We start from the raw sequence: 14354 nt of genomic DNA on the forward strand, positions 1-14354 counted from the left end.
GATTTTTTATTAATTTTACATTCTAATTTACACTAATGTTTGAAAAATTAAGTTTTAGGTCGAGGAGAATTGTTCATTATTCATTAATTGTATGCATTTTACTGATACAATTTCTGATTGCAGGATTTTTTTACAACGAGTTCGTTACCAAGAAAAATTTAAAGTTTATTGAAGGACAGCTGAAAGAAATTCATTCATTGGAAAATCTTACAAATGAATCTAAAAAACGTCTGATAAATGCACAGGTTGATTTTAGGAAATATCTTTTAAATCATGATAAAAGATATCTAAAATCATACTTTGAATCTTTAAGTGAACTTGATAAGAATCTCATTCGTATAGGAAAATATGAAAATAAATATCCGAAATTAAAACAGGTTGAAATTTTAGAGAATGATAATCCGAAAGAAGTAAGAAAGTTGAAATCTCTTATTGATTCTACCTATGAATATTCTACAAAAACGAATTTGACAACTAAAAACGATTTTCCTAAACTCAAAAAATACAATCTGGATTATAATTTCAATAAGTTTGATATTGAAACTAAAACATTCACTGATACGATAAAGAAGAAAGGGCTTTTCGGACGTCTGGGTGATGCTATATCCGGAAGAGAAAATGTACGTAAGGAAAGCACGATCGTTACTGTAAAACAGGGAAAAATTCCTGATACAGCTTTTATAAAAGCAGAGTTTGACAGTATCTTGAATGTTGTTAATAATCATTATATCGGACAAATAAAGAAAATACAGGTTAATGTTACTCAAAGACAGAATGACAAAACTTCATTCTACAAGATTTTCAGTAATCTGTTGATGTACGGAAACAGTGTTTTGAATATTTATGAATATGCAATCAAAGAATCGCGATCCGATCTTGAAAAAGAGTATTACAAGCAAAATTCAATCAACAACAGAATTAGGATGAATCTTATTTTTTGGGCAATGATCCTTATGCTTATTATATCCATATTAATCATGATGCTCACAAGAATAGCTTTTTTATATGAAAAGAAACTGAAAACGGCCAATACTCAGATTATTGCCAACCTGGAATTTAAAAACAGGATTTTAGGTATGTTAAGCCATGAAATGAGATCTCCATTAAAAATTATGGGTATACTTATTAATAGAATCAAGGAAAAAACTAATGATGACGAAATAAAAGAATATCTGAAATCATTTGATTTTACAAGTAACGCTTTACTGATACAGTCTAATCAAATATTAGAATATGCCAAAAATCAAAAAGTTAAAAATAAATTAATTCCTGTCAGTTTTAATCTTAATAATCAGATTAATTCCATACTGAATTCTATTGAAACTTATATAAAAACAAGAAATAATAAATTGATTGTTGACATTGAAATAGATTCAGATTTGATAGTTTTTTCGGATAATGCAAAAATCAATCAGATTTTTATGAATATTTTGGGGAATGCTAATAAATTCACGGAAAATGGACAAATAACAGTCAAAATCAAAACAGAAAAAAAAGATTCCGAAACAATTACGTTAATTACTGAGATCGATGATACTGGGGTTGGTATCAAAGAATCAGATCTTAAAAAGATTTTTGAGCCTTATTATCAGGGTGTTTTATCAGAAGATGTAGAAAATATTGGTGCAGGGTTGGGCCTTAGTTTATGTAAAGAGCTGATAGCGTTATATGACGGAGAAATATCTGTACAGAGCGAGATAAGAAAAGGAACAACAGTTAATTTTTATCTTAACTTAAAAATTAATAATGAAGTATAAAGACGACGAGCAGTTTTATTTTTTATTGGCAGATGATCATAGCCTTATCCGTCAGGGAATGATTTTTATCTTGGATGATATGGGAATTAATTATCAAGCTTTTCATGCATCAAATTTTCAGCAGATCATGGAATGTATAAATTCCCATCCTATAGATATTGCCATTGTAGATGCTTATTTTCCCGATGGAAGCAGCCTGCAGCTTATACCTGATATCAAAAATTGCCAGCCAGAAATTAAAATTCTTATTTTTTCCGGAATTGATGAAAATATACATTCTTTAAAGTTCCTGAATGCAGGAGCTGACGGTTTCTTAAGCAAACTTAATGAAGAAGAAGAGATACAAAAAGCGCTCTATTCCATTATAAAAGAAGGAGAATATACTTCTTCAGTAACCAAAAGTTTATTAATGAATTCTTTGAAAAACAGAGATCTCCTTAATCCATTGTTTTCTTTGACAGAAAGGGAACTTGAGATTGCCCAAATGTATGCTGAAGGTTATGGAAATCTGGAAATTGCCAATGTTTTAAATGTTAAGCAAAACACAATCAGCACCATAAAAAAAAGAGTATTTAAAAAGCTGAAAATTGATAATTTATTAGAATTGGTTGAATTACTTAAAAATAATTCGCAATTCTTGTAGATAAATATCTACAACTTTGTCGATATATATCTACAATATTCTTGATGATTTTATATCCATAGAATAATATCTTTGTATCATAATAATTAGTTATTATAGCCCCGATTAAAAAACGATCTTTGATTCTAAGAACACAAATGATGAATAAAAAAAGAGTCAAAGATCAAAAAAAACGCAATCGACGATATTATAAGTAAGGGGGCATACTGGGGAAGCAGAATCTACTTACAAAAGATCTGAGATTGCAAAATTAAACCTCCGAAAATTTTTCGGAGGTTTTTTGTTTTTAATTACTGACCTAGAAACAAAACGTAATTAAAAACGATGATATAAATTTATAACGGTTCTCTTTCAGCATTTATGTAAAAGACAATTAAAGTTATCCTTTCATTACATAAAAAGCAAAAAGTCTGTAAACCTACAGACTTTCTATTATTAATAACATTTATTTTGAAAATTTCAAAGGATATTTCACATTTTGATATCCATCGATACTGGCTTTTAATGATCCTACTGCCAGTTCTGCTTTCAAAAGCATCGGCACATGATTGGCATCATTGGATACCCACATCGTAACGCCTTCCTTTTCTTTAAAAACTCTTCCGCTTTTTACAGATGGAATTATTTTAAGGCAATTTATTGTGCCAAATTTTGTCTTGAGATTTTCCGTTCCGGTGACTTTAAGCTGAAAAGGAAACATTTCGTCATCAATCCAGACATTCATATTGATCACAGTCCCTATCCGCAGCTCTGCCGGACTTTTACTTCTTAAATAATAAAAGCACGAAAGCATATCCTGTACACCTTTTACTGATTTTATTGTCTTGGATCCATTAGCAGGAGTTTTTTTATCTGTCAGAACTAATGTATTATTGTCGTGATTAAAGACTGTTTCAAGATGCTGTCGATAACTTCCTTCTTTTACATTCCTTACATAAAAGCTGGGAAGCTCAGTATTCATATTGATATAGCTTTCATAAAGATCATCAACTTTAAAAAATGCTCTTACAGCCCCTGTAGTTTGTCCGGTTCCTTTTACATATAAATGAGGAACGCCTTTGTACGTTGTTTTTTTTGCTGTTAAATTGGCTGTCCCGGCATTAAGAAACCCATAATGAATTCTTAATGTAATAGACTCACCATCTGAAATATTGGTAATCTGACTGAAACTTAACGTAAACAGAAACAGCAGAAATGAACTTAAAAATTTCTTCATAATCAAAATTTTACAAAAACGTTGCCAAATATAATAACTTCAATTTTTTGGGGATATTTGATAAATCTCAGTTTTTTATTTAGACTGAATTAAATATGCTTCGCATTAAAATTAGTAAATTTGCAGCCACAAGTATAATTAAATTATCTTATTATTATGATAACGACCGATATATTGATCATAGGAGCCGGGCCAACCGGGCTTTTTGCTGTATTTGAAGCAGGTTTATTAAAAATGAAGTGTCATATTATTGATGCACTTCCTCAACCGGGAGGACAATTGGCTGAGCTTTATCCTAAAAAACCTATTTTCGATATTCCGGGTTATCCGTCTGTAAATGCCGGAGAGCTTATCGATAACCTTATGGAGCAGATCAAACAGTTTCAGCCTGGCTTTACGTTGGGAGAAACCGCCGTTTCATACACCAAAGTTGATGACGAATGGTTTGAGGTAATTACCAATAAAGGAACTGTTCACAGAGCCAAAGCCATCGCAATTGCGGGAGGTCTTGGAACTTTTGAGCCAAGAAAACCTACCATTGAAAACGTTGCTGATTATGAAGAAAAAGGTCTTGAGTATTTTGTAAAAGAGCCTGAGCATTTCAGAAATAAAAAAGTGATCATAGCTGGGGGTGGAGATTCTGCGCTGGACTGGAGTATTTTTCTTTCTAATGTCGCAAGTGAGGTAACGTTGATCCACAGAAGAAATGAATTCCGTGGCGCTTTGGATTCTGTAGAGAAAGTTCAGGATCTTAAAAACGAAGGGAAAATTAAACTAATTACCCCTGCTGAAGTTACCGCTATCAAAGGTGACGGAAAGGTGGAGGCCATTACAGTAGCTGTAGACGGTGAAGATCCTTATGATATTGAAACAGATTATTTTATTCCTTTATTCGGATTGACGCCAAAACTGGGAGAAATTGGAAACTGGGGACTGAATATCGAGAAAAATGCAATTGTGGTAAACAACGCGCTGGATTATCAGACCAATATCGAAGGAATTTACGCCATCGGAGATATCAATACATATCCTGGAAAACTTAAGCTTATCCTTTGTGGATTCCACGAAGCAACGCTTATGTGTCAAAGCGTTTACAACCGATTGAATCCTGGAAAAAAATATGTCTTAAAATACACAACAGTAAGTGGAGTAGACGGATTCGACGGAAGCAGAAAAGAAGCTGAGAAAGCGGTTGTGAAAAAAATTGATTAAATTTGCTGACGTTTCAAATTGCAGGCAAGCAATAACTGACTTTTCATATCATATAATAATCAACCATCAGCAAATGAGCGATATAAATATAAAAATCACCGACAGAGAAGGTGTAACCCATGATGTTGTAGCACCAACGGATATGTCTATGAACTTAATGGAAATCATTAGATCATATGAGCTGGCAGAGGAAGGTACAATCGGGGTTTGTGGAGGAATGGCAATGTGCGCTTCCTGTCAGGTTTACGTGGTTAATGATCCCGGACTTGAAGAAATGGGTGCTGAAGAAGATGCGATGCTTGGAGAAGCTTTCCATGTACAGGATAACAGCAGATTGGGATGCCAGTTGCATATCGTCCCTGAAATGGAAGGACTTGAAGTGGAAATTGCTCCTTATCCTTAGAGAAAATTTTAATTATAATAAAACAAAACACCCGAAGACTTCCTTTGGGTGTTTTTTATTTAAAGAATTTATATCTATAATCAATCTATGTCTTATCCTTCGAAATCCATTTCCCAACCGTCGGAGCTTCATAATTTTTCATCATCTCCAGAAGATCATCAATATCATTACTTATCAACAACATATCACGGTTAATCTGTTTTAAAAAGCCTTTGTCAACCATTGTTTGAACCAGTTTAATCAAATCATCATAAAATCCGTCAATATTCAGAATGCCAATCGGTTTTTGATGAAGTCCGAGTTGAGCCCATGTGATCATTTCGAAGAATTCTTCCAGTGTTCCATAACCTCCCGGAAGTACGATGACACCATCGCAGAGCTCATTCATTTTGGTTTTTCTTTCATGCATGGTTTCCACCAGAATTAATTCAGTCAGTTGCTTATGGGCAATCTCTTTTGACTGTAAAAAGTAGGGAAGGACACCAATTACTTTTCCACCTGCATGTAAGGCTCCATCTGCTACAGCTCCCATTAAACCAACATCTGCGCCGCCATAAATCAATTGTATATTATTTTTTGCCAATGTTTGACCAAGCAGTATTGCCTGTTCTTTATAAATGTCTTCCGAACCGAAACTCGATCCGCAGAATACGGTAATACTTTTCACGATTAAATTAGAATTAAATTTTTCTTTTTTGAGGGGATTGTCTGTTTGAAAAGAAAGATAAAATTTCAACATTGCAATCATTTACACGATAATACATAGTGTTAAATTGCAGAATAATTGCCTTGTGAACATCTTTGCTTTCGGATACAGGAAATATAAAAGGATTTTGAGAAATAATTTCTATTGAACTTTCAATTTTATGAACAAGTTTTCTGATCTCTTTATCTGTAAAATTATTTTGAAGATAGTCTATGGTCTGTTCTAGCTCCTCTAAAGCATTTGGAGTCCAAAAAATTTTATAACCACTTTCCATATAACTGCCTGGCTTCGGAATGAGGTTTTAGTTCTTCATTATCCGCTTGTGATATTCCCTTTTCAATCGATTTTTTTTCTTCTTCAGAAATTGAATCCCACCAGTCTTTAGTTTCCTCTTTTCTGAATTGGATCAGTTTTTTAATAGTAGAAGCATCCTCCAATGTGGATAACCATTGAATTAATTCAAGTTTTTCATTGAGAGTCTGTGTATTCATAACTTGTATTATTTATTCAAATTTATAATTTTATATAACAATGTGCAAAGATTCAAAAACAAAAAATATCCAAAATCAAAACGATTTTGGATACTCAATTAATTGATTTTACAATTTTATTTCAAAGGAATATTCGCTAAAATATCCTTCGTAAAGCTCCAGAACTTTTGCGTAGAAGGAATATTGGCCTTTTCATCAGGAGAGTGCGCTCCTCTGATCGTTGGTCCAAAGCTAACCATTTCCATTTCCGGATAGTTTGCTCCGATAATTCCGCATTCCAGACCTGCATGGCAGGCAACAACGTGAGGCTTATCACCAAATTTTTCCGTATAAAGATTTTCCATCAGCTTTACAATCTCAGAACCGGGTTTTGGTTTCCAGCCAGGGTAAGAACCACTGAAAACTGTTTTCATTCCTGCTAATTCTGCTACGGATTTTAATTGCTCTGCTACAGAATCTTTTGACGATTCTACGGACGATCTTGAAAGATTTAAAATTTTTAATTCCCCCTCTTTTAATTCTACTCTTGCAACATTATTGGAAGATTCCACAAGATCTTTTACATCAGGACTCATTCTGTAAACACCATTATGAAGAGATTTCAGTGTAAGAATGATTTTTCTTGAATCTTCTTCGGAAAGTGCTTTCTCTGAAGTGGTAGAACTTTCAATATTGATATGAAGATTAGGCTCTATTGTTGCAAACTCTTCAAGGATATCTTTTTTAAGTCCGTTTGTTACCTCGTCAATGAATTCCTGAGCGTTTCGTACAGAAACTACAGCAACTCCTTCTCTTGGAATGGCATTTCTCAATCCGCCACCATCGATAGAAATCAACTGAATATTTTCCTTTTCCAAACCTTTATAAAGGATTCTTCCTAAAATCACATTGGCATTTCCGAAGCCTTTATGGATATCCATTCCCGAATGACCACCCTGCAGGCCTTTAACTTCAATCCTGATGATCTGTCCTTTCGCCACTTCCGTATTATAATCCTGCGAAATGGTTACATCAATCCCGCCGGCACAACCGATATCGATTTCATCATCCTCTTCCGTATCCAGGTTGAGAAGAATCTGGCCTGTAAGCTGTCCTGGTTTTAAACCTAATGCACCCGTCATTCCCGTTTCTTCATCGATGGTGAAAAGTGCTTCCAGATCAGGATGCGGAATATCTGTACTTTCTAAAATTGACATGATCGTCGCCACTCCAAGGCCATTGTCTGCCCCCAGCGTTGTGCCTTTCGCCTTTACCCATTCGCCATCTACCTCCATTTTGATTCCTTCCGTATCAAAATCGAAATTAACATCGTTGTTCTTCTGACACACCATATCAAGATGCGACTGAAGCACCACCGATTTACGGTTTTCCATTCCCGGTGTTGCCGGTTTTTTGATGATGACATTGCCGACTTCATCAACCGTTGTTTCCAATCCTAGATTTTCACCGAATTCTTTAATGAATGCAATGACTTTTTCTTCCTTTTTTGATGGTCTCGGAACAGCATTCAGCCTGGAAAAATTCTTCCAGATAATCTGCGGTTCTATATTAGATAGTTCCATTGAAATTTATTTTTCTCAAAATTACAAAATAAAAAATGCTTCCGATAATCCGGAAGCAGTAATTTTGGCAGTAGCCAGTAACCGTTTAACAGCCACATTCGCCGTAGATTGGCATTTTTACGATACTTCCGTCGGGCTTTTCGATCGTTAAAGTACCTTCAAACAACAGGGCTTCTTCGCCTTTTATTTTTTTACCTTTTACGGAAATTTTATAATTATCATTTTCTATTTCTTTGCTCAGCTCTTCATCGGCTTCCATATCACTGGAAGAAATCAGGTTTAAAGCCATTCTTTTTCCGTCGAGTTTCATATAAGCAGTTTTACCCGCATCGTCAGCATAAATATATTTCTCAGCAAGGAAGTCTGCTTTAGTTTTGGCAAAATAGCACGAACATTCCTTGATTTCTGTCGGAAAGGGAAATGTATCAACGGCAATTTTTCCTGAAGGACTATCGGTTGCTGCTAAAGTATCCTGAACATTCTTGACAGAATCTGCCGGAGTAGAAGTATGAGCGGTCTGTTGTTCCTTTTTACAGGCGACCAACAGAAAAGCAGAAAAGAAAATGATTAGGTATCTCATGGGTTATGGTTTGTTAAAGGGTTTATCCTCTTGCTCTTTCAAGAAGCGTCATCATTAGTAGCGAAAGGATTACAAGGCTCTCCTCTTCATCATCAATATCGATCAGGCGGTCAAGCTGAAATCTTCTTCCGAAGAATGACGGCATTTTTTTTAGTTTAAAATATTCTTTTCCATCTAATCCGGTGACGGTGTAAGACGGATTTAGGAAATATCCTGTAAATGCTCCGATGAGCGGGATTTCAGTTACTAAATGGTCAAAGAATCGTACCCAGGCACTGTCTTCCTGAATTTTGAATTTGGGCTGGTCATTGGCATCCAATACCTCATAACTGGCCTTCCAGATCGAACGCATGCCTTTTCTGGCCATCCTTCCGAAATTTCTGCCCGTAGCAATCTCGGTTAAAGAATAAGAAGCGTTGAAATCGATCCACTGATTGGCTTTGATTCTGAAAAGTTCTTTGGATTTGCTCTCATCGTTAAAAACAATAACGTCTTCCTTCAGCTTAAACATTTTCTGACGCACGTACGCCACATAGTTACCGTTTTTGTCCGTGATATTGAAATCACTGGCTAATGTTGTAATCTTAAATTTAAAATCCAGAGGATAATTTAAATTGTTAAGTACCATTTTTAGTTTATTTTCAAGTTAATATTTAGTGGTTCAAAGATAATATTATTTGTTTTAAATGCAGGGTGTCTTAACTTCAATTTAAGCTAAAAGTAAGGTTTTTATGAACATTTAAGAATTAAATTATTTCAACACAGAGAAAGTTCCTTACACCCCCGCAACAAGTTTTCCCGATAGCGGGAAAGTCTCCTGCACCCTTGCAACAAGCTTTCCCGGTCACCTGAAAGCTTCATGCACCCTAGTAACAACTTTTCCCGGAGTCAGGAAAGTCTCTCACACCCGTGCGACAAACTTTCCGGAAAAGATATTCATCGGTATCTCAACTTTTGGGAGCTTCTTAAAAATATTCTGAATCCCCATCTTTTTGTTTATTTTTGTGTTATGGATTACCCAAGTAAAGTTTTGGCAAAAGCGGTAGATGAAATTTCTGGATTGCCGGGAATAGGAAGAAAAACGGCGTTGCGATTAGCATTGCATTTATTGAAGCAGCCGGCCTCCAGAGCTGTGAGCCTTGGAAATTCCCTGATCAGCCTCGTGAATGATATTAAATACTGTAAAGAATGTCATAATTTTTCAGACTTTGAGGTCTGCGAGATCTGCAGTAATCCGAAAAGACATGATGAACTGATCTGTATCGTAGAAGATGTCCGTGACGTGATCGCCATCGAAAATACCGGAAAATATACCGGAAAATACCTGATTTTAGGTGGTAAAATTTCCCCAATGGAAGGTATTGGTCCTGCCCAACTCAATATCCCAAGTATTGAAAAGAAGATTAATGACGGGAGGGTGAAGGAATTCATCTTTGCCCTAAGTGCTACAATGGAAGGGGATACAACGGCGTATTATATTTACAAGAAATTTAAAAACTTTGATATCAGCTTTTCCAGCATCGCAAGAGGAATTTCCGTAGGAGATGAACTGGAATATGCGGACGAAATATCTCTGGGAAGATCAATTGTAAACAGACTGCCTTATAATGAAGGGAATTAACTCATCATTAATGTAATTGCATGGAAATCACAAAATCAGATAAAGATATACAGGGCGTCAAAGACTACATCGTACTCTTTATATATATCGTTATCAATTCTTTATTTATTATAAAGTATGGTGAAAACTATAATATTCCGCTTCTGGTTTTTTATGTGGTTGCATTTCCCGTATTTGGGCTTCTTTACTTTAAGATAAACCTAAGGACTGTTGTTTACAAATCATTATTCTTTAGCGGAATTTTCTGTTTTTTCTTTATCAGCATATATCTGAATTATATTACGGACGGAAACTCACTGAATGTGGACCGCTGGTCTGCCCTTGAAGTTGGGATCAAAGCAATCTTAAACGGAGAATATCCTTATAATATTCCGGATCATATGGGGAGAGAGTCGTCTAATCTTCCGGTGCTTATTATCATCGGTATGCCTTTTTATCTCCTTTTTGGAAGTGTCGGCTATCTCCAGTCTTTCTGTTTTCTATTGTTTTCGTATTTGGTTTTTAAGATTTTTAATACCTACAAAGAACGATTGGCAGTATTGCTGTTGCTCTTATTTTCGCCTGCTTATTTATGGGAGGTGTATGTAAAAAGCGATCTGTTTTCCAATTTTATCATTATAGCAGGTTTTACTTATCTGGTCTGGGGAAAGCTTAACGTAAAAAAGATAAGTAAACCGGATTTGGTTTCTTTTCTGGCAGCCTTAGTGATGTTAACGCGTCTTTCATCAGTCATTCCGCTTATTATTGCATTGTTAAGGAAATTTTACGACTTTAATGCAAAAGAGAAAATACGTTTTGCTTTATTATTTATTCTTACAGCAGGTGTGGTTATTTATATTTTCTTTCAAAACGTTCCGGATTTAAATACTTTCATAAAACATAATCCTTTTATGATACAAGGCGCGAAACAACCTTTATTTCTGAGTATTTTGTATATTGTAATTGCTGTATTTTTGTCCTTTAAGGTAAAATCGTTTTATGAAGTAATCTGTTGGTCAGGAATGTTATTGTTTGTCTGTGTTTTTGTTGCATTTCTAATTTACATTGCCAAATACGGATATACGAATACAGTTATAAATTCATTTTTTGATCTTAGCTTTTTCAATATGAGCATACCTTTTTTATTGATAAGTATTGGATATGGCTTTTTTAAAAATAATCATTTGAGGCAATGATTTCAGTAATTATTCCTATGTATAATGCAGAAGAGTCTATTGTTTCAACATTAGACTCTGTAAAGTTGCAAACTTTTCCCCTCGAAAATTTTGAAATTATCATCGTGAACGATGGTTCTTCGGATAGAAGTGCAGAGGTTACGGAAAATTATATAAAGGTAAATCCTGAAATGAATATCACGCTTATCCATCAGAATAACGGTGGCGTTTCAGCTGCCCGAAATGCAGGGATGAAAATTGCAAAGGGAGAGTTTATTGCTCTCCTTGATGCTGATGATGAATGGTCTCAGGAAAAGATCGAACGGCAAATGCAATATTTTGAAAACAGAAATCTACAGATCGACTTTCTGGCAACAGCAAGAAATAATAACAAAATTCTTTATCCTTATAAAATAAAAAACGGGCTTGCAGAAATTACCTTTTCCAAGCTGTTGATCAGAAACGAGGCTCAGCCTTCCACAGTAATGTTCAGAAGGAAAGTAATTGAGAACACTGGGTACTTCGATAGTAGCCAGCGGTATGCAGAAGATGTAAATTATTGGATGAAAGTCTCACTGCAAAATAAAATGTATATTCTCAACGAAAGTCTTATTATAATGGGACAGGGCAAAAGAAGTTTCGGAGTATCAGGCCTTTCTTCCAACCTTCCTGAAATGGCAAAAGGATTTAAAAAAAGTCTCAAAGAAATGTATGATGCCGGAAGAATAAATTTACCCCAATATATTTTATTTAGGCTTTTTTACAAAGCAAAATATTTACTTTTGCTTTTCCGAACTTTTTATCATAATTTGTACACAACAAAAAAATAATTTTCCACAAATCAAATGAAAATACTTATCACGGGAGGAGCCGGGTTTATCGGCAGTAAATTGTCTTTGGAACTGAAAAGAAAAGGATATGAAGTTACGGTCATGGACAATCTCTCTTGCCAGATTCACGGCGACAACCCTGAAGAAGACTCTCCGTTGTACAAAAGTATTTTAGGTAAGGTAAATTTTATCAAAGGTGATGTTGTCAATTTCCAGGATTGGGAAAAAGCGATTGATGGACAGGAAGTGATCGTACATCTTGCTGCCGAAACGGGAACCGGACAATCGATGTACCAAATCGAAAAGTACACAGAAGTGAATGTTTCCGGAACGGCGATGATGCTTGATCTTCTCGTAAATAAGCCGCACAGCGTGAAAAAAGTGGTGATTGCCTCTTCTCGGGCTGTGTATGGTGAAGGGAAATATCTTCATCCGGAATTGGGACTTATTTATCCTAAACCAAGAAATGTAGAAGAAATGCGCAATGGTATTTTCGAGATCATTTATCCCGACGGGCAGATGCTTCGTGCTTTGCCGACCGATGAAGAATCAAAAATACACCCTACGTCAATCTATGGAATTACAAAATATGCACAGGAGCAAATGGTGATGACGGCCTGCTCTTCTATGGGCGTTGCACCGGTTGCTGTGAGATTTCAGAATGTCTACGGTGAGGGACAATCATTATTAAATCCTTACACCGGTATTTTGTCAATTTTTTCCTCGCAGATTCTTAACGGAAATGATATCAATGTTTTCGAGGACGGAAATGAATCAAGGGATTTTATTCACGTCGATGATGCGGTGGAAGCAACGGTGAAGTGTATTGAAAGTGATGCTGCAAACGGAGAAATTTTCAATGTAGGAACAGGTGTTTCGACATCGGTAACTACGGTAGCAGAAAATCTGAAAAAGTTTTATAATATAGATTTTGAGATCAATGTCTCAGGGCAGTTTCGTCTGGGAGATATCAGGCATAATTTTGCGGATATCAGTAAGATTAAATCAAAACTGAACTTCAGACCGAGGATATCTTTTGAAGAAGGAATGTCAAAATTCACCAATTGGGTACTACAGCAGAATATTCAGGATGTGAAGTTCAAAGAATCTCTGGATGAAATGAAAGTAAAAGGACTTTTAAAATGATCGATTTAAATGGTAAAAAAATACTTTTCCTATCAGTAAGTTTTTTTAATTATGAAAAAGCCATAGCAAAAAGACTTTCTGATTTCGGTGCTGAGGTTGATTTTTATGATGAAAGGCCTTCCAATTCCAATCTTTCAAAAGGTATCGTGCGCCTCAATAAAAAGTTTTATCATTTTAAAATAAATACTTATTACAAAAGTATTTTACAAGAAATCGGGAATAAAAGATATGATTATTTTTTCCTGATCAAAGGTGAGGCTACTCCTTCTTTTTTTCTGGAAAGTATCAGAAAAACTAATCCGGAAATTGAGATGATCTATTACAATTTTGATCCTCTGGCGGAATATCCCTGCTTAGTAGAGCATCTTAAATATTTTAACAGAAAATTTACTTTTGAATATAATGACTCTGTTGCTTATAATATTGGCTTTCGGCCTTTGTTTTATCTTGATGAGTATAAAAATCTGAATAACAACTCAGAACCAACGGTCTACGATATGGTATTTATCGGAAGTGCTCATACAGATCGGTATATCGTGGGGGAGAAGATCCGTGCTGTTGCAGATAAGCTTACGCTGAGATCCTATTTTTATTATTATGCAATGGGTAAAATAGCTTTCAGATTAAAAAAGATTATTGATAAAAATCTGAAACAGTTTGATCTTGCTAAGGTAAGTTTCGAGAAACTGAATCATCAGCAGATCATCGATTTTTATAGAAAAACAAAATCAGTTATTGATATCAATAAACCCTTCCAGAACGGACTTACGATCAGGACCTTTGAGGTTTTGGCTTCAGGAAGGAAGCTTATTACTACAAATTCAGATATTATTAATTATCCTTTTTATTCTCCGGAGAATGTCTTAGTTATCGACCGGGAAAATATACAGCTGAATCCTGATTTTTTTAAAACAGATATTAAGGAAATAGATCAGGATGTTTTGTATAAAATGTCCCTGGATTCTTTTATAGAATGTCTTTTCGTCGATGCACAGGATGAGTACTGGAATTCATTCAGAAAAAAATAACAATA

At 35.0% G+C, this 14354-nt stretch carries 16 protein-coding genes; 9 read left to right on the top strand and 7 right to left on the bottom strand.

Features of this window, described 5'->3' with window-relative positions; translation table 11 throughout:
- Positions 1–35: 35 nt before the first annotated feature.
- Both BMW64_RS13015 and BMW64_RS13020 read left to right on the top strand, forming a co-directional pair.
- Positions 36–1757: a sensor histidine kinase gene (locus BMW64_RS13015; RefSeq protein WP_090000384.1), complete on the top strand. Its 1722-nt coding sequence runs from the start codon at positions 36–38 to the stop codon at positions 1755–1757.
- A complete protein-coding gene (locus BMW64_RS13020; protein ID WP_090000385.1) occupies positions 1747–2400 on the top strand; it encodes a response regulator in 654 nt (217 codons plus the stop codon). The genes BMW64_RS13015 and BMW64_RS13020 overlap by 11 nt, the downstream gene beginning before the upstream one ends.
- 445 nt (positions 2401–2845) lie before the next feature.
- On the opposite strand, the gene BMW64_RS13025 is transcribed toward BMW64_RS13020, so the two are convergent.
- Positions 2846–3616 (bottom strand): DUF3108 domain-containing protein, encoded by a 771-nt coding sequence (locus BMW64_RS13025; RefSeq protein ID WP_090000386.1) that lies wholly within the window; start codon positions 3614–3616, stop codon positions 2846–2848.
- 156 nt (positions 3617–3772) lie between these two features.
- On the opposite strand from BMW64_RS13025, the gene BMW64_RS13030 reads away from it, so the two are divergent.
- The gene (locus BMW64_RS13030; protein WP_090000387.1) at positions 3773–4828 is read left to right on the top strand and encodes an NAD(P)/FAD-dependent oxidoreductase; all 1056 of its coding nucleotides are present in this window, start codon (positions 3773–3775) and stop codon (positions 4826–4828) included.
- 73 nt (positions 4829–4901) lie between these two features.
- Positions 4902–5231, top strand: a complete 330-nt coding sequence (locus tag BMW64_RS13035) for a 2Fe-2S iron-sulfur cluster-binding family protein (protein WP_072886009.1) — start codon at positions 4902–4904, stop codon at positions 5229–5231.
- Positions 5232–5316: 85 nt separating this feature from the next.
- On the opposite strand, the gene BMW64_RS13040 is transcribed toward BMW64_RS13035, so the two are convergent.
- The 6 genes from BMW64_RS13040 to BMW64_RS13065 all read right to left on the bottom strand — a co-directional run bounded on the left by BMW64_RS13040 (position 5317) and on the right by BMW64_RS13065 (position 9198).
- On the bottom strand, positions 5317–5898 hold the full coding sequence (locus BMW64_RS13040) for an LOG family protein (protein ID WP_177175290.1): 582 nt from the start codon (positions 5896–5898) through the stop codon (positions 5317–5319).
- 13 nt (positions 5899–5911) lie between these two features.
- Complete coding sequence (locus BMW64_RS13045) at positions 5912–6211, bottom strand: type II toxin-antitoxin system RelE/ParE family toxin (protein WP_090000389.1); 300 nt, start codon at positions 6209–6211, stop codon at positions 5912–5914.
- Positions 6195–6428, bottom strand: a complete 234-nt coding sequence (locus BMW64_RS13050) for a hypothetical protein (protein ID WP_090000390.1) — start codon at positions 6426–6428, stop codon at positions 6195–6197. The genes BMW64_RS13045 and BMW64_RS13050 overlap by 17 nt, the downstream gene beginning before the upstream one ends.
- Positions 6429–6544: 116 nt before the next feature.
- Entirely contained in the window at positions 6545–7990 is a 1446-nt protein-coding gene (locus BMW64_RS13055; protein WP_090000391.1) for an aminoacyl-histidine dipeptidase, read from the bottom strand.
- Positions 7991–8075: 85 nt separating this feature from the next.
- Positions 8076–8570 (bottom strand): hypothetical protein, encoded by a 495-nt coding sequence (locus BMW64_RS13060; RefSeq protein ID WP_090000392.1) that lies wholly within the window; start codon positions 8568–8570, stop codon positions 8076–8078.
- A 22-nt stretch (positions 8571–8592) separates the two neighbouring features.
- Positions 8593–9198, bottom strand: coding sequence for an LURP-one-related/scramblase family protein (locus BMW64_RS13065; protein ID WP_090000393.1), 606 nt, complete (start codon positions 9196–9198; stop codon positions 8593–8595).
- Positions 9199–9579: 381 nt separating this feature from the next.
- Between BMW64_RS13065 and recR the strand changes: the two genes are divergently transcribed.
- The 5 genes from recR to BMW64_RS13090 are packed head-to-tail and all read left to right on the top strand — an operon-like array spanning position 9580 to position 14349.
- Complete coding sequence (gene recR, locus BMW64_RS13070) at positions 9580–10191, top strand: recombination mediator RecR (protein ID WP_090000394.1); 612 nt, start codon at positions 9580–9582, stop codon at positions 10189–10191.
- A gap of 20 nt (positions 10192–10211) precedes the next feature.
- Positions 10212–11366: a hypothetical protein gene (locus BMW64_RS13075; RefSeq protein ID WP_090000395.1), complete on the top strand. Its 1155-nt coding sequence runs from the start codon at positions 10212–10214 to the stop codon at positions 11364–11366.
- The gene (locus BMW64_RS13080; RefSeq protein WP_090000396.1) at positions 11363–12175 is read left to right on the top strand and encodes a glycosyltransferase family 2 protein; all 813 of its coding nucleotides are present in this window, start codon (positions 11363–11365) and stop codon (positions 12173–12175) included. Before BMW64_RS13075 ends, BMW64_RS13080 begins: the two co-directional genes overlap by 4 nt.
- Positions 12176–12190: 15 nt before the next feature.
- Positions 12191–13321 (top strand): NAD-dependent epimerase/dehydratase family protein, encoded by a 1131-nt coding sequence (locus BMW64_RS13085; RefSeq protein WP_090000397.1) that lies wholly within the window; start codon positions 12191–12193, stop codon positions 13319–13321.
- A complete protein-coding gene (locus BMW64_RS13090) occupies positions 13318–14349 on the top strand; it encodes a WaaS/CpsH family glycosyltransferase (protein WP_090000398.1) in 1032 nt (343 codons plus the stop codon). The genes BMW64_RS13085 and BMW64_RS13090 overlap by 4 nt, the downstream gene beginning before the upstream one ends.
- Positions 14350–14354 lie beyond the last annotated feature (5 nt).

Origin of the sequence: Chryseobacterium taichungense (assembly GCF_900109935.1) — a bacterium.
GTDB lineage: Bacteria > Bacteroidota > Bacteroidia > Flavobacteriales > Weeksellaceae > Chryseobacterium > Chryseobacterium taichungense.